At 41.5% G+C, this 26,646-nt stretch carries 16 protein-coding genes, 1 tRNA gene and 1 pseudogene; 12 read left to right on the top strand and 6 right to left on the bottom strand.

Features of this window, described 5'->3' with window-relative positions; all coding sequences use genetic code 11:
• The 4 genes and pseudogenes from RMZ41_RS28215 to RMZ41_RS28200 form a co-directional block, all read left to right on the top strand.
• Positions 1 to 90, top strand: a pseudogene (locus RMZ41_RS28215) (photosystem II protein D1); the annotation flags it as partial.
• A gap of 301 nt (positions 91 to 391) precedes the next feature.
• Entirely contained in the window at positions 392 to 1,480 is a 1,089-nt protein-coding gene (aroC, locus tag RMZ41_RS28210) for a chorismate synthase (RefSeq protein ID WP_322643842.1), read from the top strand.
• 268 nt (positions 1,481 to 1,748) lie between these two features.
• The gene (locus RMZ41_RS28205) at positions 1,749 to 7,106 is read left to right on the top strand and encodes an AAA family ATPase (RefSeq protein ID WP_322643843.1); all 5,358 of its coding nucleotides are present in this window, start codon (positions 1,749 to 1,751) and stop codon (positions 7,104 to 7,106) included.
• 89 nt (positions 7,107 to 7,195) lie between these two features.
• The gene (locus tag RMZ41_RS28200; RefSeq protein WP_322643844.1) at positions 7,196 to 8,632 is read left to right on the top strand and encodes an ATP-binding protein; all 1,437 of its coding nucleotides are present in this window, start codon (positions 7,196 to 7,198) and stop codon (positions 8,630 to 8,632) included.
• Between the two features lie 60 nt (positions 8,633 to 8,692).
• Here RMZ41_RS28200 and RMZ41_RS28195 read toward each other — a convergent pair whose 3' ends face one another.
• Positions 8,693 to 8,989 (bottom strand): DUF3288 family protein, encoded by a 297-nt coding sequence (locus tag RMZ41_RS28195; RefSeq protein ID WP_322643845.1) that lies wholly within the window; start codon positions 8,987 to 8,989, stop codon positions 8,693 to 8,695.
• A gap of 363 nt (positions 8,990 to 9,352) precedes the next feature.
• Here RMZ41_RS28195 and RMZ41_RS28190 point away from each other — a divergent pair, with 363 nt between their 5' ends.
• Positions 9,353 to 11,806, top strand: coding sequence for an ATP-dependent Clp protease ATP-binding subunit (locus RMZ41_RS28190; protein ID WP_322643846.1), 2,454 nt, complete (start codon positions 9,353 to 9,355; stop codon positions 11,804 to 11,806).
• 176 nt (positions 11,807 to 11,982) lie between these two features.
• On the opposite strand, the gene RMZ41_RS28185 is transcribed toward RMZ41_RS28190, so the two are convergent.
• The 4 genes from RMZ41_RS28185 to RMZ41_RS28170 form a co-directional block, all read right to left on the bottom strand.
• The gene (locus tag RMZ41_RS28185) at positions 11,983 to 13,077 is read right to left on the bottom strand and encodes an AI-2E family transporter (RefSeq protein ID WP_322643847.1); all 1,095 of its coding nucleotides are present in this window, start codon (positions 13,075 to 13,077) and stop codon (positions 11,983 to 11,985) included.
• Between the two features lie 89 nt (positions 13,078 to 13,166).
• Positions 13,167 to 14,600: a bifunctional orotidine-5'-phosphate decarboxylase/orotate phosphoribosyltransferase gene (locus RMZ41_RS28180; protein WP_322643848.1), complete on the bottom strand. Its 1,434-nt coding sequence runs from the start codon at positions 14,598 to 14,600 to the stop codon at positions 13,167 to 13,169.
• 76 nt (positions 14,601 to 14,676) lie between these two features.
• Complete coding sequence (locus tag RMZ41_RS28175; protein ID WP_322643849.1) at positions 14,677 to 15,270, bottom strand: cytochrome b/b6 domain-containing protein; 594 nt, start codon at positions 15,268 to 15,270, stop codon at positions 14,677 to 14,679.
• Between the two features lie 423 nt (positions 15,271 to 15,693).
• Positions 15,694 to 18,003, bottom strand: a complete 2,310-nt coding sequence (locus RMZ41_RS28170; protein WP_322643850.1) for an IMS domain-containing protein — start codon at positions 18,001 to 18,003, stop codon at positions 15,694 to 15,696.
• Positions 18,004 to 18,937: 934 nt separating this feature from the next.
• On the opposite strand from RMZ41_RS28170, the gene pdhA reads away from it, so the two are divergent.
• The 6 genes from pdhA (at position 18,938) to RMZ41_RS28140 (ending at position 24,581) form a co-directional block, all read left to right on the top strand.
• On the top strand, positions 18,938 to 19,972 hold the full coding sequence (gene pdhA, locus RMZ41_RS28165) for a pyruvate dehydrogenase (acetyl-transferring) E1 component subunit alpha (protein WP_322643851.1): 1,035 nt from the start codon (positions 18,938 to 18,940) through the stop codon (positions 19,970 to 19,972).
• 93 nt (positions 19,973 to 20,065) lie between these two features.
• Positions 20,066 to 20,935 (top strand): aldose epimerase, encoded by an 870-nt coding sequence (locus RMZ41_RS28160; RefSeq protein WP_322643852.1) that lies wholly within the window; start codon positions 20,066 to 20,068, stop codon positions 20,933 to 20,935.
• Positions 20,936 to 20,996: 61 nt separating this feature from the next.
• Positions 20,997 to 21,068 (top strand) — tRNA-Lys (locus tag RMZ41_RS28155).
• A gap of 467 nt (positions 21,069 to 21,535) precedes the next feature.
• Positions 21,536 to 22,492, top strand: a complete 957-nt coding sequence (locus RMZ41_RS28150; protein ID WP_322643853.1) for an RNA polymerase sigma factor — start codon at positions 21,536 to 21,538, stop codon at positions 22,490 to 22,492.
• Positions 22,432 to 24,030 carry a tetratricopeptide repeat protein gene (locus tag RMZ41_RS28145; RefSeq protein WP_322643854.1) on the top strand — a complete coding sequence of 533 codons (1,599 nt, stop codon included), beginning with the start codon at positions 22,432 to 22,434 and terminating at the stop codon, positions 24,028 to 24,030. The genes RMZ41_RS28150 and RMZ41_RS28145 overlap by 61 nt, the downstream gene beginning before the upstream one ends.
• A 140-nt stretch (positions 24,031 to 24,170) precedes the next feature.
• Positions 24,171 to 24,581 carry a CVNH domain-containing protein gene (locus RMZ41_RS28140; RefSeq protein ID WP_322643855.1) on the top strand — a complete coding sequence of 137 codons (411 nt, stop codon included), beginning with the start codon at positions 24,171 to 24,173 and terminating at the stop codon, positions 24,579 to 24,581.
• Here RMZ41_RS28140 and RMZ41_RS28135 read toward each other — a convergent pair.
• On the bottom strand, positions 24,558 to 24,746 hold the full coding sequence (locus tag RMZ41_RS28135; RefSeq protein WP_322643856.1) for a hypothetical protein: 189 nt from the start codon (positions 24,744 to 24,746) through the stop codon (positions 24,558 to 24,560). The two genes, RMZ41_RS28140 and RMZ41_RS28135, sit on opposite strands and share 24 nt — an antisense overlap.
• A gap of 485 nt (positions 24,747 to 25,231) precedes the next feature.
• Here RMZ41_RS28135 and fba point away from each other — a divergent pair, with 485 nt between their 5' ends.
• Positions 25,232 to 26,311: a class II fructose-bisphosphate aldolase gene (fba, locus tag RMZ41_RS28130; protein ID WP_012411833.1), complete on the top strand. Its 1,080-nt coding sequence runs from the start codon at positions 25,232 to 25,234 to the stop codon at positions 26,309 to 26,311.
• The last annotated feature ends 335 nt before the right edge of the window (positions 26,312 to 26,646 follow it).

Raw genomic sequence — 26,646 nt, 5'->3', positions numbered from 1 at the left:
CACGAGCGCAATGCTCACAACTTCCCTCTTGATTTAGCATCTGCACAGTCTGCTCCTGTTGCAATGACTGCTCCTGCTATCAACGGTTAATTCTGAAGTTTAGCTAAATCAAAGAGCGCCCTCCCAATTGGGAGGGCGCTTTTTTATTTAAGTTAGCAATAGATTATCAATGCCAGTAAGAATATTTTGGCGGCAGGACAAGCCGTTGCAGTCTGCGGAGCGAACATAAGACCCGATAGCCATACGGCTAAAAGGCAGTTGCGAAAATCCAGTAATGGAAAGAAACAGAAACCTAAGTCGTGAGTCTTAGGAATCCCGTACCTTTAGGTCAGGGAGGATGTCAAAATAACTCTAGGTAGAATACATAAATCTCACCTTTTTCCTAAAAATTATGGGCAATATTTTTGGTCATCTATTTCGCATTAGTACTTTTGGCGAGTCTCACGGCGGCGGTGTAGGGGTTGTAATTGATGGTTGTCCTCCACAACTAGAAATTTCGGCAGAAGAAATTCAAGTAGAACTAGATAGAAGGCGGCCAGGACAAAGTAAAATTACGACCCCTCGTAAAGAAGCCGATACTTGTGAGATTCTATCAGGGGTATTTGAAGGGAAAACGCTGGGAACGCCTATAACAGTTTTGGTACGTAATCAAGATACTCGTTCCCAAGATTATGACGAGATGGTACAAAAGTATCGGCCTTCTCACGCGGATGCAACTTATGATGCAAAATATGGCATTCGCAATTGGCAAGGTGGAGGTAGGTCGTCGGCGCGTGAGACAATCGGAAGAGTAGCAGCAGGTGCGATCGCTAAAAAAATTCTTCGTCAAGTTGCCAATGTCGAAATTATTGCTTACGTTAAGCGGATCAAAGACTTAGAAGGCGTAGTCGATCCAAATACTGTCACCTTAGAACAAGTGGAAAGCAATATTGTTCGCTGTCCAGATGCTGAATGTGGCGATCGCATGATTGAATTAATTGAGCAAATAGGTAGACAAGGCGATTCTATCGGCGGTGTCGTAGAATGCGTGGCGCGAAATGTGCCGAAAGGTTTAGGCGAACCAGTATTTGATAAATTAGAGGCTGATATCGCTAAAGGTGTCATGTCTCTCCCTGCTAGCAAAGGCTTTGAAATTGGTTCCGGTTTTGCGGGAACACTATTAACGGGAATTGAGCATAACGACGAATTTTATATCGATCCAAATGGTGAAATCCGCACAGTAACAAACCGTTCTGGTGGTATTCAAGGCGGAATTTCCAACGGAGAAAATATCATTTTGCGAGTTGCATTTAAGCCGACAGCAACAATTAGAAAAGAGCAGAAGACTGTAACTCGTGAGGGTGAAGAAACCCTATTAGCAGCAAAAGGACGACACGATCCTTGTGTATTACCGCGTGCAGTTCCAATGGTTGAGGCAATGGTAGCGTTGGTACTGTGTGACCATTTGTTACGGCATCATGGACAGTGTAAGGTCTTGTAAGGATGACATCAATATATTATCAGTGGGAATTTTAGGCGCATAGAGACGCGAATTTTCGCGTCTCAACTAAATTAATTTTCTTAATCTAAATGTGTTATTTAATCTAATTAAACGACAGAAATTTAATTACTTCTTGATAAATAACTTCATCACAAAGTCTTCAGAATCAGCGCCAAATCGACTTAAAACTCCACCAAGCTGATGGGTACACTAACTCTAACAAAGTAACTGGGACAGCACTAACCCACTTTTGAGGAGTACCCAAACTATGCTTAAGCTTTCTGGCTATCAAATTATTGACCAAATCTACGAAAGCAGTAATTCTCTAATATATCGAGGCTACCGGGAAGCCGATAAGCAACCTGTAATTCTCAAAACCCTGCGAGATGCTTACCCCTCGCCAGAATGCATTGCTTGTTACCAGCGTGAATATGACATTACCCACAATCTCCATTTCCCAGGAATTGTCCAAGTTTACGCTTGTGAAACTCACCAACAACGACCAGTTTTAGTGTTGGAAGATTTTGGTGGTAGTTCATTAGCCCAATTGCAGCTAGCTGGAGAAATAGAGTTAGAGCAGTTTCTCCAATTGGCTATCTCTATTGTCGAAAGCCTTAAACAAATCCACTCTGCTAATATTATCCATAAAGATATTAACCCTTCAAATATTGTTTTCAACCCCGATACTAAACAGGTTAAAATCATTGATTTTGGTATTTCTACTGTTCTATCACGAGAAACCCAATCATTCAAAAATCCTAATGTCCTAGAAGGCACTATTACTTACATTTCTCCTGAGCAAACAGGACGAATGAATCGGGTGATTGACTATCGCACTGATTTTTATTCTCTAGGAGTAACTTTCTATAAATTACTAACAGGAGAAGCACCATTTCAAGGGGATGATGCTTTAGCGTTGATTCATTGCCATATTGCCAAACAACCAGATCAATTCAAAATTCAAAATGACGCTCGCGGACTCGCTAACGCTGCGCTAACAAAATTCAAAAATAAACAACCCATTCCCCAAGTTATCTGTGATATTGTGATGAAACTGATGGCGAAAAATGCTGAAGACCGCTATCAGTCTGCTTATGGTATTCAAGCAGATTTAGAACAATGCTTGCATAAACTGCAAATAAATGGGGAAATTGATGTCTTTGCATTAGGTAGTCAGGATATCTCTGATAGGTTCATAATTCCGCAAAAACTTTATGGACGAGAACCACAATTGAAGACGCTATTAGCAGCTTTTGATCGCGTCACTAATGGTACTACTGAACTGATGTTGGTTGTAGGCTATTCGGGAGTAGGCAAATCAGCTTTAGTCAATGAAGTTCATAAACCCATTACAGCTAAACGTGGTAATTTTATTGCAGGGAAATACGATCAGTATCAAAAAAATATTCCCTACTTTGCTATTTCTCAAGCGTTCAACGATCTATGTAATCAATTATTGACTGAAAGCGAATCTGTCTTACAGCAATGGCAAAAAAAGATATTAACTGCTGTAGGAAATAATGGACAGGTTTTAATTGATGTCATTCCCAATTTGAAATTAGTGATTGGCGAACAACCTCCTGTAGCTCAGGTAGGTGGACAACAAGCTCAAAACCGTTTTAATTTAGTCTTTCAAAACTTTATCAAGGCTATTTGTCAGGCTGAACATCCCCTAGTGTTGTTTGTTGATGATTTGCAATGGGCTGATAGTGCTTCACTGAAATTGCTCAAGATTATTTTAGGCGATCGCAACATTCAAAATCTCCTCATTGTCGGAGCTTATCGAGATAACGAGGTAGATGCAGTTCATCCCCTGGTCATGACTTCAGATGAAATTGAGAAAGAGGGAGGAACTGTATCCAAGATTCATGTACAAAACCTGACTATAAAGGACGTAAATGCTTTAATTGCGGAAGTATTGTCTTGTTCAACTATATTTAGTCAAGCATTAACTAATTTGATTTGTGAAAAAACTCAGGGTAATGCCTTCTTTACCATTGAATTTTTGAAATCTCTCTATGCAGATATGTTACTCAGCTTTAATTATACTCAAAAGCAGTGGTGCTGGGATTTAGAGCAGATTCAAGCCAAGGATATTACTGATAATGTTGTGGAATTAATGACAAGAAAAATTGTCAATTTGGCAGAAGAAACTCAGAAAAATTTGCAGTTAGCTGCTTGTATTGGCAATAACTTTGATTTATCTACATTGGCAGTGATTTCTCAGCAATCAGCCAAGCAAGGGTTAGAAAATTTATTACCAGCACTGCAAGAAGGTTTAATTGTCCCCGCAAATAATCAATATCATCTGATGAGTTTCAGAGATGAGAAAAAAGCTAGTAAAGCCAATTGTAAATTTCAGCACGATCGCGTCCAACAAGCGGCTTATTTTTTGATTCCAGAAGCGCAAAAAAAAGAAACACATCTAAAAATTGGGCGACTGATGTTGAGCAATACATCACCAGCGAAGCAAGAAGAGAAAATTTTTGAAATTGTTAATCAATTAAATATTGGTGCAGAGTTGATTAACACTCAAAGCGAACGGGATCAATTAGTCAAGTTGAATTTATTAGCTGGGCGTAAAGCCAAGTCTGCAACGGCTTACGAGGCTGCTATGGGATATTTTTCAATGGGCAGTAAATTACTGGCAGCAGACTGTTGGCAAACAAATTATGAACTCGCATTAAAGTTATTTGATTCAGCAGCAGAAGCAGCACTTCTATGCGGTGACTTCACACAGATGAATAGATGGATAGAAGAGGTACTGCAAAATACTCAAGTTTTGTTAGACAAAGTGAAAGTTTATGAGATCAAAATCACAGCCCTGACACTTGAGGGTAAGTTCCAAATAGCGATCGCAACTGGTTTAGAAGTACTACAAGCTTTAGGAGTTAACTTTCCCTCTCCTGTGAATTCTTTAGAACAGAGCAAAGTACTACAGCAAACAGCAGTTCATTTGGCAGGAAGGGAAGTTAAACACTTAATCAACTTGCCTCAAATGCAGGAAGCTAAACAACTAGCAACGATACAAATTATTTCCAGTATCATGTCACCTGCCTTTCGGGGAGGACATGAGGTACTCCCATTCCTGATTTTAGAGATGGTGAATTTATCTCTGGAATATGGCAATACGACATTATCAACAATTGGCTATGTGATGTACGGTTTAATGCTCTGTGGAGCCTTTGCAGAGATTCCATTGGGCTATCAATTTGGTCAACTTGCTTTGAGCCTGTTAGAACTTTACGATGCTCAATATCTCGAATGCCATATCAAGTTTGTCTTTAATGTTACTATCTGCCATTGGCAACAACCAGTCCAGAAAACCATCAAGCCTTTAAAAGAAGCCTATCAAATTGGTAGAGATCGAGGAGATATACAATTTTCCGGTCTTTGTGCAACTTATGATAGCCTGCATTCCTGGGGGTGTGGAGAAAACTTGGTGGAGGTTGAACGGCAAATTGCTAGCTATCATCATGCCGTCCGTCAAGTCCAAAATAAAATAGTTCTTGAGTATGTAGCTATTTATTGGCAGTTAACCTTAAATCTGCTAGGGGCAGCTGAAAATCCTTGTCTTCTAAGTGGAACAGCTTATCGGGAGGAGCAAATGCTACTTTGGCATGAGCAAGCTAGCGATCGCACCGGTCTAGGACATTTATATGTCTTGAAGCTTTTTATCTGCTATCTTTTCCAAGATTTTCCGCAAGCCGCAGCCAATGCCCAAGAGTTACAAAAGTATCTCAATGCAGTAATGGGAACCACAATCCTACCACTTTTAAATTTATACGATTCTCTCACAGCTTTAGCTTTATATTTTGATGCCCTCCCATCTGAACAAGAAGGCTTATTAGAAAAAGTCGTAACTAATCAAGCCAAAATGCAGAAATGGGCGCAGTACGCCCCGACAAATTACTTGCACAAATTTTATTTAGTGGAAGCTGAACGCCATCGCGTCTTAGGGCAAAAAGCAGAGGCTATTGAGATGTACGATCGCGCGATCTCTAAAGCGATAGAACATCAATATCTCAACGAACAAGCCCTTGCTAATGAACTTGCTGGAAGGTTTTATTTACAATGGGGCAAAGACAGAATTGCTCAGGATTATTTGCTCAACGCCTATTATGCCTATACTCGCTGGGGAGCCAAAGCAAAAGTAGAAGATTTAGAAAAACGTTATCCTCAGTTTCTCAGTCCAACAGAAATAAACCATCAATTTAATACCTCTAAAACCGTCTCTGCTACTAGCACCACTCTCTCAAATTTTTTAGACTTAAACAGTGTCATGAAAGCGTCTCACGTCCTGGGACGAGAGATAAAACTAGATACTTTACTGACTAAATTAATGAGAATTGTCATTGAAAATGCTGGGGCAGAAAAGGGTTATTTATTTCTCAATCAACAGGGAGAATGGCAGATTCAAGCATCAGGAACAATTGACTCAGATGCAGTAAAAATCAGAGAAGCATTTGCCATCGATACTTTCTCTGAAGCAATGGTATCTAAGGCCATTGTCGATTATGTTATTCGTACTAAAAATAGTGTGGTATTATCTGATGCTACTAATGAAGGCAATTTCACTCATGATTTTTACATTCATCAACAGCAACCCAAATCTATTTTATGCTTCCCTCTCCTCAATCAAGGCAAACTGATTGGGATTGTCTATTTGGAAAATAATCTTACAACTGGAGCCTTTACCACAGAGCGGATAGAAATTCTAAATTTGCTTTCCTCCCAAGCTGCCATCTCTATTGAAAATGCTACCCTTTACAATACTTTGGAGCAAAAGGTAGCCGAACGAACTCAAGAATTGTCTCTAGCTGTAGAAGAACTTAAGGCTACCCAGAAGCAACTGGTGGAATCTGAAAAAATGGCAGCTTTGGGTAGTCTTGTGGCTGGAGTTGCTCATGAAATCAATACTCCTGTAGGCACTAGCATCACCGTTGCTTCTACTTTAGCTGATGAAACCCGCTTATTCATTACGGCTGTGGAAGAAGGTCAATTAAAACGGTCAGTCTTAAACAACTACTTGGAAATTGCCAAAGAAAGTACTGACTTGATTCTCAGGAACCTAAATCGTGCTGGAGAACTAGTGCAAAGCTTCAAGCAAGTAGCTGTAGATCAAACTAGTTTGGAACAGCGGATATTTGTAGTCAAACAGTATTTGCAAGAAATTGTCTCCAGCTTAACTCCCAAACTCAAACAAGCTTCCCATACCCTGACTGTGACAGGCGATGAGATTGTAACCATCGACAGCTATCCTGGGGCTTTGGCGCAAATTTTCACCAACTTAGTCATGAATTCTCTAAATCATGCTTATCAACCTCATGAATCAGGACAGTTGCGGATTGAGGTGAAACAACAAGGCGATGTCTACGACGGGCTACGCCAACGCGTTGTAATTCAATATAGTGACGATGGTTGCGGCATTCCGCCAGAAAACTTAAACAAAATTTTTGAGCCTTTCTTTACCACGGCTAGGCAGCAGGGAGGCAGTGGTTTAGGTTTACATATTGTCTACAACTTGGTCACTCAAAAGCTACAAGGAACTATTGATGTTCATAGCGAAGTAGAAAAGGGAACCTTATTTATAGTGACACTACCAAAAGTGCAAAGACGCGATTAATCGCGTCTATACAAGACAGACTCCGTTAATCGCGTCTGTACAGGAGTTATTTTCTCTCCCTTGTCCATTTTTAACAAAGTTGATTGACAATGCTTAACAATACTGATGTGCCTCTCTCATCGGCAGACGATGAAGTATTCATGTTTGAAGATGATGAAGAGCCGATAAGTCATAAAACTCAATTAACTCCGGTGGAGATAGGGAGCCAGGCGCAAAAAACTTCTGAAGCTTGGAAAATAATGATTGTGGACGATGACGCTGAAGTTCACCAGGGGACTAAGTTAGCTTTGAGAGGTTTTACTTTTGAAGGGAAACCTTTAACTTTCCTCTCTGCTTTTTCGGGAACAGAAGCCAAAAAGCTGATTGCAATTCACCCAGATACCGCATTTATTTTATTAGATGTGGTTATGGAAACTAATGATGCTGGGTTAATGGTGGTTAAGTATATTCGAGAGGAGTTAAAAAATCAGATTGTGCGGGTGATTTTACGCACAGGACAACCAGGAGATGCACCTGAAGAATCAGTAATTTTGAACTACGATATTAATGATTATAAACTCAAGGTAGAACTGACTCGCCAAAAGTTAATTACAAGTGCGATCGCAGCTTTAAGGTCATACCGCGATTTAATCACCATAGAAAAACAAACAGCACAGTTAACTCAAGCATTGCACGATTTGCAGCAGGCACAATATAGTCTAGTGCAAAAGGAAAAAATGTCAGCACTGGGTAATCTTGTTACAGCTATTGCCCACGAGATTAATAACCCGATTAACTTTATTGCAGGCAATTTGAAACCTGCTCAAGAATATATTCACGACTTGTTTACACTAATCGACCTTTATCGACAAACCTTTCCTGATCCAGGAGCAGCAATTGAGGAAGCGATCGCCACAATCGATTTAGACTATCTCCAAGAAGATTTACCTAAACTCATCTCTTCGCTCAAAGAAGGTAGCGATCGCATCCAGGGAATTAGCGCCAGTCTCCGCACCTTCTCTAGAGGAGATAGGGATCGCAAAATTCCTTTTAATATTCATGAAGGCATTGAAAGTACATTACTCATTCTCAAGCACCGATTAAAAGCCAATGAGCATCATCCTGTCATTGAAGTAGTCAAAAGTTACGGGGAAATACCTCAATTAGAATGCTTCCCTGGGCAACTAAACCAAGTTTTTATGAATCTCATCGCCAACGCCATTGATGCCTTAGAAGAATCTAACAAAGGGCGTAGTTTCCAACAAATTAAAGACAATCCCAATCGCATCACAATTATTACCACACTATCCGAAGATTGGCATCATGTCTTAATCCGAATTCAAGATAATGGCATAGGAATGTCGGAAAATGTCAAGCAAAAACTGTTTGGTTACTTATTCACTACCAAGGAAGTAGGAAAAGGTACAGGTTTAGGATTGTCGATTTCCCGCCAGATTATAGAAGAAAAACATGGTGGACAACTCACAGTGACATCTGAGTTAGGCAAAGGCACAGAATTAGCGATCGCAATTCCAATACTGAGTTAGTCATTTGTCATGAATAATCAATGCCCAATTCCCAATGCCCAATGCCCAATTCCCCATTCCCTAATTCCAATCCTGTTCGTCTTTTTTACCGCGACTTTTGTAAATACCTCCCAAATCATGAATTTTGCGAGTCTTCTCAAAAAGCTCGGCCTCAGTCAAACCCCACTGTTGCAAGACTTTATCTAGGTCTTTTTGGATATCTCTCGCCCCTGGAAAGCCTTGATAACGCATTCGCAGTCGGGCTAATTCTGCTAAGTTATAGTCTGTCGCCTCTTGAGAGAGTAAAATATCAATAAGGGGGCGATCGCGGTTATAAAGAGGGTGTTGTTGATCTTTACCGGCCGTTGGTTCAGTCATCGTGAGTCCTGAGTGAGAAGTTAAGAGTTAGGAGTTAGGAGTGAGAAGTTAGGAGTTATGGAATTCTGAGTCTTAGTCTTTAAGTTTAGCCGCGAGCAAAGGAGCAGAAAAGACAAAAGAAAATCATCTTCTGTGCTGAGAAAGTACTTGTAGAATTGAAAACTATTTACTTACTCATAACTTTTAACTCATAACTCCTCACTCCTCTTAGGCGGCTAGTACACCTGATGTCTTACGGCTCTCACCACTGCCACTTAACTTTAAATAAAGTTACATTAGTCATTAAGAAAATACAAAAAACTTTAGATGAGGGTGAATTTTATCTCACCCAAAGTCCAAGCAGCGAGGGAGCAAGAACCCATTATGTTTGAACACTTCACTTCCGAAGCCATTAGAGTAATTATGTTAGCTCAGGAGGAAGCACGTCGCCTGGGACACAATTTTGTAGGAACTGAACAAATTCTCCTGGGTTTGATGGGAGAAGGAACTGGGGTTGCTGCTAAAGTGCTGGCCGAGTTAGGCGTTACCCTCAAAGACGCACGTCGAGAGGTAGAAAAAATTATTGGTAGGGGTTCTGGCTTTGTACCACCGGAAATTCCTTTCACTCCCAAGGTGAAAAGCCTCTTCGAGCAATCTTTTAAAGAAGCTCATAGTCTGGGACAGAATTACATCAACACTGAACATTTACTCTTAGGCTTAACTGAAGCTGGTGAAGGTGTTGCCGCCAAAGTTCTACAAAATCTAGGGGTTGACTTCAAAACTGTTCGCAGTGCCATAGTTCGCCGTTTGGGTGAAAATGCACCAGCTTTCGCTGGTAGTGGTAGTCAAAAACGCACCCAACCGCTAACGATGGAAGAATATGGCAGAAATTTGACCAAATTAGCGCAAGAAGGCAGACTCGACCCTGTAGTTGGTCGTGAGAAGGAAATTGAGCGGGCAATCCAAATTCTCGGTCGCCGCACTAAAAATAACCCAGTGTTGATTGGTGAACCAGGAGTTGGTAAAACTGCGATCACAGAAGGTCTAGCTCAACGTATTATTAACCAGGATGTTCCTGAAAGTTTGCAAGACAAGCAAGTTATCAGCCTCGATATGGGGTCATTGGTAGCCGGAACCCGCTTCCGTGGCGATTTTGAAGAACGCATCAAAAAAGTTGTAGAAGAAGTCCGCACTGTCGGCAACATCATTCTGGTAATTGACGAAATTCACACCTTGGTTGGCGCTGGTGGTACAGAAGGTGGTTTGGATGCAGCAAACATCCTTAAACCTGCCTTAGCACGGGGTGAACTCCAGTGCATCGGCGCAACTACCCTTGATGAGTATCGCAAGCACATCGAGCGTGATGCCGCCCTAGAGCGTCGTTTCCAACCAATTATGGTTGGTGAACCCTCAGTAGAGGAAACCGTACAAATTCTTTACGGCTTGCGCGGTGCTTACGAACAGCACCACAAAGTCACAATTTTGGATTCAGCACTTGTCGCAGCCGCAGAATTATCAGATCGTTATATTAGCGATCGCTTTTTACCAGATAAGGCAATAGACTTAATTGATGAAGCTGGTTCTCGCGTTCGTCTGCGAAACTCTCAAAGTTCTCCCAATAAAGAACTCAAGCTTGAACTCGCTGGCGTTACCAAAGAAAAAGAAGCAGCAGTCAGAGTCCAAGATTTTGATAAAGCTACACAACTGCGCGACCAAGAATTAAAACTCGCAGAACAAGTGCAAGCAACATTGGAAAAAAACGATCAACCTGTCAACTCGACTGTAGTTGATGAGGAAGATATCGCTCAAATCGTTGCATCTTGGACAGGCGTACCAGTCAATAAGCTGACTGAATCTGAGTCAGAATTGCTTCTGCACCTTGAAGACACTCTCCATCAACGGCTCATCGGTCAAGAGCAAGCAGTCTCAGCTGTATCTCGCGGTATCCGTCGCGCCCGCGTCGGCCTGAAAAATCCTAATCGTCCCATTGCTAGCTTTATCTTCTCTGGCCCTACCGGAGTTGGTAAAACAGAATTGGCGAAGGCACTAGCTGCCTACTTCTTCGGTGCGGAAGATTCAATGATTCGGCTAGATATGTCCGAATACATGGAAAGCCATACCGTAGCTAAGTTAATTGGTTCGCCTCCTGGTTATGTTGGATACGACGAAGGTGGACAACTGACAGAAGCCGTGCGGCGGAAACCCTACACAGTGCTGCTATTCGACGAAATCGAAAAAGCGCACCCCGATGTATTCAATATGCTGCTGCAACTCTTGGATGACGGTCATCTTACCGATGCCAAAGGTCGGAAAGTGGACTTCAAGAATACGCTGATCATTTTGACATCTAACATCGGTTCCAAGGTGATTGAAAAAGGTGGTAGTGGTTTAGGCTTTGACTTCGACACTCAAGCCGATGCTAGTTATAACCGCATCCGCACCTTGGTAAATGAAGAATTGAAAGCTTACTTCCGTCCTGAGTTCCTGAACCGTCTCGATGAAATTATCGTCTTCACCCAGCTTTCTAGGGATGAAGTGAAGCAAATTGCTGAAATTATGCTTCGTGAAGTTTCTAAACGCCTGACAGAAAAAGGAATTATTCTTGAAGTTAGCGATCGCTTCAAAGAACTTGTAGTGCAAGAAGGCTACAGCCCAAGTTATGGTGCTAGGCCGTTACGTCGGGCAATTATGCGCCTCTTAGAAGATTCTCTCGCTGAAGCAATGCTGTCTGGTGAAATTACAGATGGAGATACAGCGCTTATCGATGTTGACGATGACTCTCAGGTGAGAGTAAAAAAATCAGAAAAACGAGAATTGCTCTTGGCGAATGTTGCCTAATTTTATACCCGAACACTTTTTGCTGTAATATTTGAGTAATACTCTAGCCTCTCATCTAAGCAGAGGCATTAAGCAGGGGCATCTGCAACAAACAAACATAAAGTGAAATGGTATTATTCTTTCACCCCCGGTAGAAATATCGGGGGTTTTTTATACTTTTTATAAACAACTCATTTTTATACTGATTCCTTTGGCAACAATTCTGATGATGCTTGATTTTCAACTACATTTTCAGAATCACCAGGTTTAGAGAAACCATCTGCTGCATCTTTGATAAAACCAGCTACAGGTACTGCAATTAGCAAACCCAATACTCCAGCAACATTAGTTCCTACAAGTAAAGAAATTAACACCCATATTGGTCTAAGTCCAGTAAATTTGCCTAAAAGTCTGGGTGCGATCGCCTGATCGATTAACTGGTCAATGACGACAGCTACCGCTAAAATCTTTGCTGCTAGCCAAAAGTCATGTGTGGCTATTATGAAAGTTATTACCGCAAGACTGACAACATCGCCAAAGGGAATTAAACTCAAAAGTCCAACTCCCAAACCAAAAAGTAAAGCAAACTGGACTTGAAAAGCTAAAAACAATAATGTTAATGAAGCACCCATCATAAAAGCCAAAGTTACTTGCCCAATCAAGTAATTTTGAAAGTTTTGCTGAATAGACTGTTTTACCTGCTGGGCAAAACTTCCAGGCAACTTTTTAAATATTACCTCCCAAATTCTTGGGCCATCTAACAAGAGGTAAAAAGTCAGCACTACTATGATTAATCCATCAGAAACACTATCGATCGTATCTCTAATAATGTTTAAAAGTTTATCCGTAACGAACTCGAATTCATTAGGTAATTGGTCAGTTACTTGTGTTAATAGCTGACTTAAATTTACATTTAATTTGTGGCTAGAGAACCAAGCATTTAAAGTTTGAAGTTTTTCTTCGCTAGAATCAATCCATTGAGGAAGAACTTTTACCATCTCATTAAATTGCTCTAAAACAATGGGAACCAAAGTAATACCCAGAGCAATAATAATTATCAAAGCTGATATAAAAACTAATGCTACTGCATAGCCCCGTTTCACTCCTTGCTTTTGGAGAATGGTAACAGGATAGTTTAAGACGAATGCAAGCAAAGTAGCTAAGATAAGAATTGTGACCACAGGTTGAAGATTTTTAACAAGCAAAAATGCTAGCCAAGCATTGAGAAACACTAGAGGAAATAGCAGCGTAAAAATTAACCATTTAAGTAGTTGATTGAGTGAAAAATTCATAATAAATTTAAAACTAAAGCTATTCTAATTACTACATTTAATTGGGAAAATATACTCAACGGCAAAAAAATCTCCCCAATTCCCAATTCCTAACTTTCAGAGAAAGCTAAAAATTGTTCCTCATTTATTCGTCCCGCTTGATATAGAGTATTAGTAATTTCCGAAATAGTTAAAACCGAATGACTGCAATAACCATTTTGCTGTAACCTATCTTTTACACCCTGTTCATGGTCGATAAATACCACAATATCATTAACTTTTAATCCTGCTGATTCCAACTTTCCTGCTCCTTCCATGACACTTTTGCCACTGATGAGAATATCGTCAACCACTACAACTGTTTCACCAGGATGAAAGTTACCCTCAATAACTCTCCGCGTTCCGTGGGCTTTTACTTCTTTACGAGGGAAAATCATCGGACAATGAAGGCGCAAAGCTAAACCGGTAGCTGTGGGTAAAGAACCATAAGGAATACCAGCTAATCTGTCAAAATTGAGATTCTTCAAAATATCCTCATAAGCAGTGAGAACTTGATTAAAAACTTGGGGATTGGAAATAATTTTGCGTAAGTCGATGTAATAAGGAAATATTGCTCCTGATGCTTGGACAAAACTGCCAAACATAATGCAGTCAATATCATAAAGTTGTAAAATTAAATCCTGGTAGGGATGCTGATTTAAGAAACAAACATCAGGAAACCACACAGAACATGTGGAATTTTCATAAATAATTTCGGTTTTTATCTGATTAATTTCTGCTCGTAGAGACTTGACTTCCTGTGATAATTGTGTATTTGCCAACATATCTTGAGGAATAGGAATTAGCAAACCATCACCGTTAGTATTCAAGCCCGCTTCTAAAATTTGCTTTAGGTTTAATCCCTCTGCCCAGATGCTACGGGCCATAATAATTCGTTCAGGCGCGATCGCTCGAATAAGTGCTAAAACTTCAGGATTGGTAGTTCCCACCTCCAAACCCAATTGTTCTGGAGTTCCCCAGGTTTTTGATTCTTTTACCACCTGTAAATAAAGTGGTGATTCGTTTGTAGGATATTGCTGTAAAGCTTCTGCACCTGGATTAGAAGTACAGCATAAAATAAATACTGCCTTATCAGGATAGACCAAAAAAGGGGCTACGTGATCTTGTCCTGTATAGGGACTAAGAGTAATGGCATCCACTTGCCATTGTGTAAATACAGTTTGGGCAAAAATGGTACTAGTATTTAAGTCACTATGCTTGGCATCTAAAATAACTGGTATGTGCGCTGGAATAGCTGCTAAAGTTTTGTACAGCAATTCTAAACCGGGAATACCTAACGCTTCGTAAAAGCCAAGTGTCGGTTTATAAGCACAAACGTAATCAGCAGTTTCCGCAATAATGAATTGTAACCACTTCTGTAAGCCAGCAATGAGTTCTTCAGATTCATAACGCACAGGCATCATCTCTGGGTTTGGATCGAGTCCTACAAATAGTAAGCTTTGATTTTGCAAGATATTACGATTCAATTTATCAAAAAAGTTCATTTTTTTTAAAGAGTCATTGGTTATTTGTCATTGGTCATTTGTCATTTGTTATTCTTTTATGACCAGAGTTGATTTACTAAAACATTGATTCTGTTAATTCAGTACCACCAGCTTTTTGCCCTAATTGATAGTGAATCACTACAAATAAGATAACCATTGGCACTGAGGCAAAGTGAACAATTCGCAATGCTTGCCAACTGCCAAAAAAATCCACAATCCAGGGAAATTGAGCAGGTTTATACATCCCTATACCTGTAAATAATGCCAGTAGCAAAATAGGAATAATTGCTGTATAAGCAATCCGATGCCAAGCATAAATTAGGCGTTTAGAATTGTGACTTTTTTGTAATGCTTTGAAGTCATTCGCACCTACAAATCGATGTCGCCAGCGTCGGGTAATTAAAACATAAATTCCATACCACAAGAGATTCAGCGAAAATAGCCACATTGCGGCAAAATGCCAATGCCTGCCGCCTGCAAGCCAACCTCCTAAAGTAAATATTGGAGGAATGTGGAAACCTGCACGTCCACCAAAAACAGGGTTGGCGTTGTAAATTTGTAGCCCACTAGTGAGCATGATAAATAGACTAATGATGTTACACCAGTGGAAAATTTTGGCTGCGATCGCTTGAGTGGGTAGCTTTCGAGTTTGAGAGGGAGTCAAATTCATAGATTTTGACTGATAAAATTTGCTGTTTATCTGTCTTGGGTAAATGCCCCAACAAATTTTGGGGTGGGTATTACTCACCTTTATTTTCCCATTCTATGATTCAGACATTTTAAAAAATATGTCGCAGTCACACCCAGGACGTTTATGAGGAGAAAGTAGAATGGGTGCAGCTGGAAGTTTGGTAAGTTCTAAGCTATGGGGCGGTATTCTCGCTATCACAGCAGTTTGTTAGTAATAACATTTTCCCTTCTGCGTTATCGCAACGACAAATTTTTACGCCAACCTACTTAACATTGGGAACTTCCAGAAAATAAATTATCCAATTTACTCAGATAATATTTTTCTTTCTCCCCCTGCCACCTGCCTCTTTTTGACCTGCGTAAGCTCTCACAGAAAATTACCAAAGCCGGATCAAATTTTAAATTATCTAATTATCTGATTCACAACAGATGTGCCCTGAATACGCCATTTACCTTGTTCTCTAATCAAATCATACCGAACTCGCAAATTCTCGTTAGAAGAGTTTTTAAATTGACCATTTTCGTATAACTGCGTAATTTCCTTCACTGTAGCTTCCACGGCGGCACGGTTTGCAAACAACTCTACTCTCTCAATAGATTCTATCTTCAAACTATGCTCGTACTTGCGGTAGCGGTTGTCTGACCTATTTTCTTGAGCAATTAGCCGCCATTGAGATAAAGCTGAACCAGTTAAAATCTGCTCTAAATTATTAATCTCATGATTAGGGCCTAAAGCTGCGGCTTTGATAGATAACCAAGTGTTAATAACTTCCTTTGCCTCTACCTTTGTTAAAGGGCCTTCTTCTGATTCTAATTTATTTTTTGGATCGGGAATAGATACTGGTGGTTCATTTATCTGTACAAACAACTGTATACCACGCAGAGAAGGTGGAGGAAAAAACAGATTTTTTAACCAACCAAAAGTTGTTGTAGCTAACACCCAGAAAACTAATACACTCACCAAAGAAATAAACACTCTCCATACTAGCCGTGTTTTTCCTTCTATGGTGTTAGCAAAAGTTCGCCGCCGCCGGGGACGACGAGAAGAAGGACGATTATCTGGTATACGTTCTCGGCTAGCAGATGAAGTGGGTTTTCTCCGCCGACGCTTTTGGCTATGACCGGATGCAGCACTTTTAGCCGAACCGTTCAAATTCTGATTAGTACCTCTGCTTATCCGTTCAGCAGCAGGAACCTCTGATTTTACACTTCCAGACGAACTCCATATCTGTGGTGAGAAGTTTGGATATTCAGGCGTTTCTTTTGCTGGTGTTTCTGGCAATTCTGTGTTAATTGTTCTGCTGTGATTAAATTGCGCTGAAGTCTTAGTTGAATTATTGTGGAAAAGAGGATTCTTTACCTTGGACTGGGGAAAATATTGGGGGTTAATTACAGCCCATTCATTAGTAGTTGTCTCTGCATCAGTTGGCAATGCTTCTAAATAAGCTTGTACCTGTTGATTAGCAAAGTAATCTTTTAGGAAAGCTTGCTGGTTTGCTAAATCTCGAAAATGAGGAAATACTTCGTGTTGCAACCACTGTTCGGCATATAGACACAGCCCAGGTAATAAATCTGGAGAGTCTTGAGATTTTTCCCGAATAAAAGCTAAAGCCTCGTACTCCTGACTAAGTTCTAAAACCCGAGTTGCTTCTTCAGTTTGCCCTAAGAGTAAGGCACATAGCGATTGTTCTAAATGTACATCTTGACGCTTGCCCAGACGCACGAGCATTTGTCTTGCTTGACGAATTAAAGCGGGTTGCCGTTGAGCAAATCCCCGCGCTATCAAGGCATAAACAGCTAAGTAAGTAGCTACAGCAGAAGGACGTTTGCTTTGAGCTTCAAATAATTTGTGCTGTTCTGCCACTGTTAAGTGGTTGCGTAACTGCTGGATAAATCGCAAAAAGTCATCTATGTTTAAACCAGAGTCATCATTGTTCGTGCCATCAATGCCGCCACGATCTTCTAAGAGATTTTGCAATAATTCCAAGCCTTGGCTGCGTTCGGCAGTCTTTTCTTGAGGGAGTGCCAACAACTCCAAAATTCGATATGGTCGCAATTTGTAAAGATCCGCCTGAATTTCTGCCTGGATACTGGAGAACAATCCTTCGCGTACTAGCAGTTCTTGACCAGTTTCTAGGGATATGGCGGCATTTTCGTAGTGACCTTGCTGCCACTGTTCCCGGCCTAATTCCAGACAAGCAAGGGCAACAGTGAGAACTACATCTGGATGTTCAGCATTTTCATAAATTTCTTCATCTGTTAAATTCTTACTTTTTCTTGCACTTTTAGCACCATTTTTATTTACTAGGTATGGGCGACCTAGTTTCAATACAAGTTCGTATTCGCCCAACTCTTGCAAAATCAATAAAGCGCCAACTAATTCATCTTGGGTAATTTCGATACCCATACTTTGGGTGTCAATACCCCTTTTGGTGCTTTCTGTGCGATTTTCCAGTGCTACTGCGGCAGCAGCAAGGTTATCAGGATCGTAGGCGTGGGCAAGATAAAGCTGATCGTAGGTACTGCGTTGTTTTGGATCTGATAAAACCACGTAAGCTTCTTCTATGAGTTGTTTACGAGAAGAAATTGCTGCCTGAGAATACTCACGTCGTGGCAATTGTACAATGCGATCGCTGTACGCCTGTCGCAATTGTTCTTCACTTGCCGCTAACGGTAGTCCTAAAATTCGGTAGTAATCTAGCGGAATTCGCACAGCCTACTTCCCCTGCACCGCGATCAACATAATGTCACCTAGAGATTTCCAGGCCTGTAAAACCGTGCCATAAAAATGCCGTATAGAACTTACTCTACAAGTGTATATTGCAACAACTTGTTTTGTACCTTTCCGAAATTTTGAGTCACATTTTAGTACTAATTTTTTGCTTTCGCCTAGAAAGCCTCAATTGTTTGTCTTAATTCTTAGTATTTTTGTTGAACACGACTATTATCAGCCTTCGATAGCACAAACCACAACTACCGCTTTTAATCACGGCAAAAATGTTGTGGTTGCAAAAATCTATTGATGATTGATTTTTTCGGGACTTTCCCAGTAGGCGGTTACTAAAATACTACTAGTGGGGCTTAGACCCTGATAACACGAGAAAAAGATAATATCATAATTTACTTTCAATTACAATTACCTATTTGGGTATATAGATTTTGCTTACTTTTTTTAAATTGTTAATGGATATGCAGAAAGCAATCTATATTGATTGCTAGTCTATGAAGGGGAATATTTAGGAGTGCTGAGTGCTGAGTAAGAAGTAATGAGTAAGAAGTAGTGAGTAATTAGTACTTGGAAGCGATTTGATGCCTAAGTCTAGTCATTTTACTTTTTACTCAGTACTCGTTATGGGCTAAATGCCGTGCTACCGCTAACGGCACTCAGAACTGTTTCGGTGAGAGAGCAAAACCCAAAGCGACATATATTGTTTGTTGTTAGAGTCAAATCCTCACAGGGCAGGGGCTGAGAAGTTAAAAATCAAAAATTCAAAATTCAGCTATTCCCTAAGACCCTTTTTTGGTGCATAAATAAAGTTTGATTGTTGAGTCTTGCAAACGCTAGCCTGTTAAAAGCTGAGGTGTTATCAGACCAATTTATTTAAGACCGTAACTTTTAAGTTGTACAACAGGGATACTCAAAAATAATGATTCAAGAGCGTACATTACCCACATTCAATCCTGCTACTACGCATATTACTAAAGAAGAAGGGTTACGGTTATATGAGGATATGGTGTTAGGGCGCTTGTTTGAAGACAAGTGCGCTGAAATGTACTACAGGGGCAAAATGTTTGGTTTTGTCCATTTGTACAACGGTCAAGAAGCCGTTTGTAGTGGTGTTGTGCAGTCAATGCGACCGGGCGAAGATTACGTTTGTAGTACTTACCGCGACCACGTTCATGCTCTGAGTGCGGGTGTACCAGCAAGAGAGGTAATGGCAGAATTATTTGGCAAAGCCACAGGTTGCAGCAAAGGGCGCGGTGGTTCCATGCACATGTTTTCTGCGGAACATCGCTTGCTGGGTGGCTATGCTTTTGTGGCTGAGGGAATTCCTGTAGCAGCTGGGGCGGCTTTCACGAGCAAATACCGCCGCGAAGTGCTAGGAGATAAAAATGCTGACCAGGTGACAGCTTGCTTTTTTGGCGACGGTGCAGCTAACAATGGTCAGTTTTTCGAAACGTTAAATATGGCAGCTTTATGGAAACTACCAATTCTGTTTGTAGTCGAAAATAATAAGTGGGCCATTGGAATGTCTCACGAACGGGCGACTTCCCAGCCTGAGATTTATAAAAAAGCCAGTGTATTTAACATGGTAGGCGTGGAAGTTGATGGCATGGATGTACTAGCAGTTCGAGCCGTGGCTCAAGAAGCTGTAGCCCGTGCCCGTGCAGGTGAGGGCCCAACATTAATTGAGGCGCTTACCTACCGCTTCCGGGGTCACTCCTTGGCTGACCCAGATGAAATGCGAAGCAAGGCGGAGAAAGAATTTTGGTTCGCTCGTGACCCAATCAAGAAGTTGGCAGCTTATTTGCTAGAGCAAAATCTGGCGGATGAGGGAGAAATCAAAGCCATTGACCGTAAAATTCAAGATGTAATCGACGAAGCAGTTAAATTCGCCGAAAGCAGCCCCGAACCAGACCCAAGCGAGTTATATCGTTTCGTGTTTGCAGAAGACGAATAAACAGTGCTGAGTTATGAGTGCTGAGTGCTGAGTAGAAGAAAAAATACTCAGCACTCAGCACTCAGCATTCCACCTTACCCAGGACTAAAATTTGTGTTTAGCATTGCAGTTCAACAGCAACAGTACAAGACGTACATTCTTTCAGATGAAGCCGCTGGTTCTCAGTTGGAAGTTGTACCAGAACGCGGTGGTATTATCACCCGTTGGCGCATTCAAGGGCAAGAAATTTTTTACCTGGACACTGAACGCTTTACTCATCCTGATTTGAGTGTCAGAGGTGGGAATCCAATTTTGTTTCCTATTTGTGGCAATCTACCAGATAATACTTACACTCATAATGGGCAAAAATATACTCTCAAACAACACGGTTTTGCCCGTGATTTGCCGTGGAAAGTAACAGAACAAGAAACTGGAGATAAAGCTAGTCTTACTGTTGTTCTTGATAGCAATGAGCAAACTAAGGCACTTTATCCTTTTGATTTTCAACTGAATTTCACTTACGAACTTCAAGGTAATACTCTAGAAGTCCGGCAGCAGTATAGAAACTTGTCATCCACACCAATGCCCTTTTCGGCTGGTTTCCATCCCTACTTTTTGTGTGGTGATAAAACTCAGTTAGAGATTGAAATTCCCTCTAAGCAGTATCAAGACAATCAAACTAAGGAATTTCACTCTTTTGATGGCAAATTTGACTTTAGCCGCGATGAAATTGATTTTGCCTTTGGACAGCTAACGAGTAAATCAGCCACTGCGATAGATCGTAGCCGGAAGTTAAAACTCACCTTGGATTATGATGATTTCTCTACCTGGCTGGTATTTTGGACAGTCAAAGGCAAAGAATTCTACTGTTTAGAACCTTGGAGTGCCACCCGTAACTCTCTGAATACTGGTGATAACCTGACTGTGTTAGCACCAGGAGCTAGCCATACAGCATCTATAAGGTTGACGGCTAATTTTTTCTAAACCCCTTTACAAATCTATAGATGTATATGCTATGATTGCAAAGTTGCGAAATGCAGCGAAAGGGTCGCTAACTCAACGGTAGAGTACTCGGCTTTTAACCGATTAGTTCCGGGTTCGAATCCCGGGCGACCCATATAACCTATATAAAGTTTTAAGGAATATTCGCCTCTGCTTTTATCTCAAAAGTAGAGGCGAGTTTTATAAGAAGAATTCAGAAATCAGGAGTCAGAATTCAGTATGAATTCTGTACGAGTGGTTGATAACTTGCGGAGTGAGGGTTCACGAGCATCTGAATATTGGTTTAAAACCGTACTTCCTCCCGCTACGCGCTAACGCCTGCAAGTGGCGTGAAAAGAATTAAAATGTTCTCGCCTTAAAACTCCATCCCTTCATGGGTGGAGTATTCTGACTCCTGACTCCTATTTATATTAAGAAATAAAATTTTCGGATAAGCGATCGCTTTTGCTAGTAATCAAAAAAGATCGCAATTCATAGAAATTAACTAATTTTTATAGTTAATTCAGTGATTGTACGGATACTATGGTACGGGCTGAAAGTGAATTAATAAAGGAGTTTGAGCTTTTCAAGTGGAAGTAGTAAATGCAGGCAATTTTGGGGCAAAAAGCCTTTATTTCCTTAGCAGGGCTGGAAACTGAAAACCAATGGTCAAAACAAATGCGATCGCGGGGTTTGTCTGGAAGCGATCGCGACTTTTGGCAGTTATGGGCACAATATCAAGATTATTTTTACAGTCGTAGCTTACAGTGGATGAGTGGTAATCCTACAGATGCTGAAGATGTACTTAGTCAGGCAATGCTCAAAGCCTGGAATGAATGGCCAAAATATGCCGGGAAAATCACCAATCCCAAAGCTTGGTTGAGTCAAATAACACATAACCTCTGCATCGATATCCATCGAAAACGCCAGCGCGAAAGGATGGAAAACATTGAGGATATTCAATCTGTAGCTCATACAGCACTCAGTTGCAGCTTGGAATCTGCTGAATCAGAAATTTTCCGTCATGAACTGAGGGCATATCTAAACCACAAAATTGAGTCTTTACCACCCAGACTGCGCGACCCTTTTATCCTCCGCTATTGTCAAGACAAGTCCTACAGAGACATTGCCAAGGAACTGTCCCTCTCCGAAGACAATATTCGTAAACGGGTTAAACAGGCGCAAACCATTCTCCAAAAGCAGTTAAACAAGTATCTAGCGGGGGAAGATGACACTTCTTTAGATTCCCTCTCACAGTCTTTAAAATCGATAATTCCAATAGTGGAATCCCAACCTGATGAAAAACTCCACCCACAAGTGGATAGAGTTTTTGGGCATGGGAAAGAGTCTCCAATGCCCCAAGTAGCGGGGCGGCTATCCCTCTCCACCCAAGGGATGGAGTTTCCCGTCGCTTTCGATGAAACCGCGCTCTCTGATTGGGAAGCGGCAATAACAACAAAGGACATCATCGAAGAAATTAATTATAAAGTAAGCGTGATATGGTTGGAAACCTTGCCACATATTTGGTACAGTCCTCCCAGTCCTCTGGGGTGGACATAAATATTCACTTGGTCTTAGACGAAAAGCCAAGTAGACAAGACCAAAAGTTGAAAACTTTAACTAAGTACGTCCAGAAGTATCCCCAAGGGTGGAAGAAACGATTAGAACTAGCTGATTTGCTCTATGGAATGGGAATTTGGCAACAGGCGATCGCAGAGTATCGCCAAGTACTTGAGCGACAGCCTCAATTAATCAATGTGCGGCTGCAACTTGGAAAAATCTTGCAGATCGTGAAACGAGAAGCAGAGGCCATAGAGCTATATGGAAGTGCCCTAGCATTATCTTGTAGTCAAGGCACTCAGCACCACATTGGCGGATTAATTGCTGTCTGTAAAAATGAAACTCACAAAGCAATCAGCGCTTTTGATGCTGCGGTCAAGCTAGAACCTGACAAAATCGTTCATTGGCTGGCATTGGGACAAGTGCAGAAGGGAAGAGAAAATCCGATTGGGGCTTTAGAAGCTTTTTCACAGGTTTTATCACTCAACCCAGATGATATTGTCGCCTTGCTTCACAGCTATGATGCACTGATGGCAATGGGAGACTTCCAAGGAGCTAGGGAGCAGCTAAGTAGAGCGATCGCTTTAGCTCCCGATGATTTTCGAGTACTCCAACGAGAATTAGATCAGCGTTGTGGGATGAAATTGGTACTAGGTAAAGAAGGAAAGCAGACTAAGAAGTTGATTGGTTCTGTGCTACGACAGGCTCCTCACGCAGCCGAAGCTTACAAATCGCTAGCTTATTATCATCTTTACCGGGGCGATTGGGCGCAAGGGGTAGGGGTGTTAGCAGAGTTTGCCCAGCAACACCCCAATCATCCTAGCGCTTGGTATTACTATGGACAGTGCTTGTTCCACACAGGGGAATATCAGGCGGCGGCACAGATGATGCTGAAAGCTTATAGTTTGTATCCTAACGATTGTGAAATCTATCGGGGGTTGTGTAAGATTTTGCCCGTTGCTGGGCGATTAGAAGAATTACAACCCCTACTAGAAGAGATGCTTGAGCGTTTTTTTGAACGGTGGAGTGTTTGGGCGACGGTGGGGCGGGTGCTGGTGGAAAGCTTTCAAGACATTGAACGAGGGTGTAGTGTTTCTGCCAAGGGAATAGAACTGCAACCTCAATTAGCTGATGCTTGGTTTCGTCATGGGCGGGTGTTGGCTTTGGCGCTTAAACATCAAGAAGCTGTGACAGCTTTGGAAAAAGGATGGCAGTTTTTGCCTGTAGCAGGAGGTTATCTGCAATCTGTACCTGCTGCGGTGTGGCTGGGAGAAAGTTACCGAGGGCTGGGAAATGATGCCCTTAGTCGCCGATGGTGGGAAGAGGCTTGTGTACGAAGCCAGGAATTGAAGTCGTTTAACTTGGCTACGGCTGATTACTGGCATGGGAGAGCTTTGGAGGGGTTAGGGAATGCTGTAGGGGCGATCGCAGTTTATCGCAGTGCTTTGAATCAACAGTTGTTTTATCCGGCTCGTGGAGAGGTTGAGGAAACTTTGACACGTTTACAATCGACGGTGCGGAAGAATTCTCGTGCTTGAGTGGTGCATTTATTTAGAAAAAAAATGCCTCTAACTCAAAAAATTCCAAAATTGATAGCTGAGATCGTCTTTAGAATGTGGAGATAAAAAATCAACCTTAATCTCTACGCAAAAATTCTCAAATATCAGGAGTGTATAAAATGAAGTTAGGTAGATTGATTAATGCGATCGCAGCTTTGATCTTGGTTTTTTGCGTTGCACTGATTGCTAGTCCGTTAAATGCTGTAGCTGCTCCAAGTAGTTATCAACAAACCTGCTCAGATATCTCTCTTCGGGAAAATGTATTATCAGCTATTTGCAGAAAACGGGATCAATCACCCAACCAAACTGCCATTACCTTGAAAGGAATTGAAAATATTGATGGTACTCTCAAGGTAGTCGATCCTCAAAAAACAGCTAATTTTAACCTCTCTTGTACTGGTACTTCTATTGAGGGAGCAGAAATTTCCAGTCAATGTCGCAAGATCAATGGTCAATTTGTATCAACTCGTACTGGCATCAATGGAATCGAAAATATTGATGGAGTACTAAAATACACAAGTACCCCATAAACATTGCCATTGCTTGATCTGGTAGCGACTGTCTTGAATCTCAAGTGCGATCGCTATTTTCTTCTCTTTTGATTTTTTGATCGTGTGTAGAGCGATCGCCAATCTTATCCAAGGAAGTGCGATCGCTCTTTTATGGTAAGCTGTAGCGCCTACAAGTTGCCTCATAATCTTTTAGATAAAACCTGTAAACCCTTTCCTCTGCTCCTCTGCTCCTCTGCTCCTCTGCTCCTCTGCTCCCCTGCTGTCTCAATGTGCAAATTAAAAACACAACAGCTTAAGGTTGAGCAAGTTATGTCAACTATGCATATTTTAATCACAAATGCAATAGTTAGTAAAAAACGCCCTCATTGTATTTGTTAAAAGTTAGTGGGTTTAAGTTGAAGCGATCGCTTTGATATAATTATTTTGGATACTGTGCTACCAGAGCTACTAGCTGTAGGGTAACTAAAAGTACAGCAATACAGAGCATCTGTGGGGCATAGTACAGCAGTATAGAACATATTGATAGTAACGATGGCGTAAACTTTTTCAACATAGATACACGACACTAGTTATAATTTCCTATAAGTTGAAAAAACTCTTAAGATTTAGCGTAATAAATACGCTTTTCTCAGACCGACTAGCTGACAACCACATTAGGAGGACTATCTATGGCGCTTGTACCACTGCGGCTGCTGTTGGATCACGCAGCTGAAAACGGTTACGGCATCCCAGCTTTCAACGTTAACAATTTAGAGCAGATTCAGGCAATCCTGAAGGCTGCTGTAGAAACAGATAGCCCCGTAATTTTGCAAGCTTCACGCGGCGCTCGTAATTATGCAGGAGAAAATTTCCTTCGCCACCTGATTTTGGCAGCGGTAGAAACCTATCCTCACATTCCCATTGTCATGCACCAAGATCATGGTAATGCTCCTGCTACCTGCTACTCAGCAATAAAGAATAACTTCACCAGCGTAATGATGGATGGTTCTTTAGAAGCTGATGCTAAAACTCCCGCTAGCTTTGAATACAACGTCAATGTTACCCGCGAAGTTGTAAACGTAGCTCATGCTTTGGGTGTCAGCGTTGAAGGTGAACTCGGTTGTTTGGGTTCTCTAGAAACTGGTGCTGGTGAAGCTGAAGATGGTCACGGGTTTGAAGGTACACTCGACCACTCACAACTGCTAACCGACCCCGATGAAGCTGTTGACTTCGTAGAAGCCACCCAAGTAGATGCTCTGGCTGTTGCCATTGGCACAAGCCACGGTGCTTACAAGTTTACCCGCAAGCCGACTGGTGAAATTTTAGCTATCAGCCGCATTGAAGAAATTCACCGCCGTCTGCCTAACACCCACTTGGTAATGCACGGTTCATCCTCTGTACCTGAAGATTTACTTGCGCTGATTAACCAGTATGGTGGCGCAATTCCTGAAACCTACGGTGTACCTGTAGAAGAAATCCAAAAGGGTATTAAGAGCGGTGTACGTAAAGTAAACATTGACACTGATAACCGTCTGGCAATTACTGCTGCTGTACGTGAAGCTTTGGCTAAAAAGCCAGAGGAGTTTGACCCCCGTCACTTCCTCAAGCCTTCTATCACATACATGCAAAAGGTATGTGCTGAACGCTATCAGCAATTTGGTACTGCTGGCAATGCAAGCAAGATTAAGCAAATTTCCTTAGAAGATTTTGCTGCTAAGTATGCTAAAGGTGAACTCAACGTTGTCACCAAATCTGCTGCTAAAGTTTAATTTTGACAACAAATAAATAGGTGCATAGTACTGCTATACTCCTAAAAAATTGAGGATTTTAATATTGATATAAACCGGGTATTTACCCGGTTTTTTATTTTATTTATAAGGGTTGGGAATTGGGAATTGGGAATTGGGAATTGGGAATTGGGAATTGGGAATTAGTTATTCTTTCTTCCTCTGCTCCCCTGCTCCCCTGCTCCCCCCCCCCCCCCCCCCCCCCCCCCCCCCCCCCCCCCCCCCCCCCCCCCCCCCCCCCCCCCCCCCCCCTCCTCCTTTTCCCCCCCCGGGGCGCCTTTCCCAGCAGGAAAAAAAGAACAAATTATTTCACTGTT

The organism is Nostoc sp. DedVER02, assembly GCF_034530675.2.
Classification (GTDB): domain Bacteria; phylum Cyanobacteriota; class Cyanobacteriia; order Cyanobacteriales; family Nostocaceae; genus Nostoc.
Note: the sequence above shows the minus strand (reverse complement) of the source record. Positions and strands in the feature narration are given on the sequence as shown.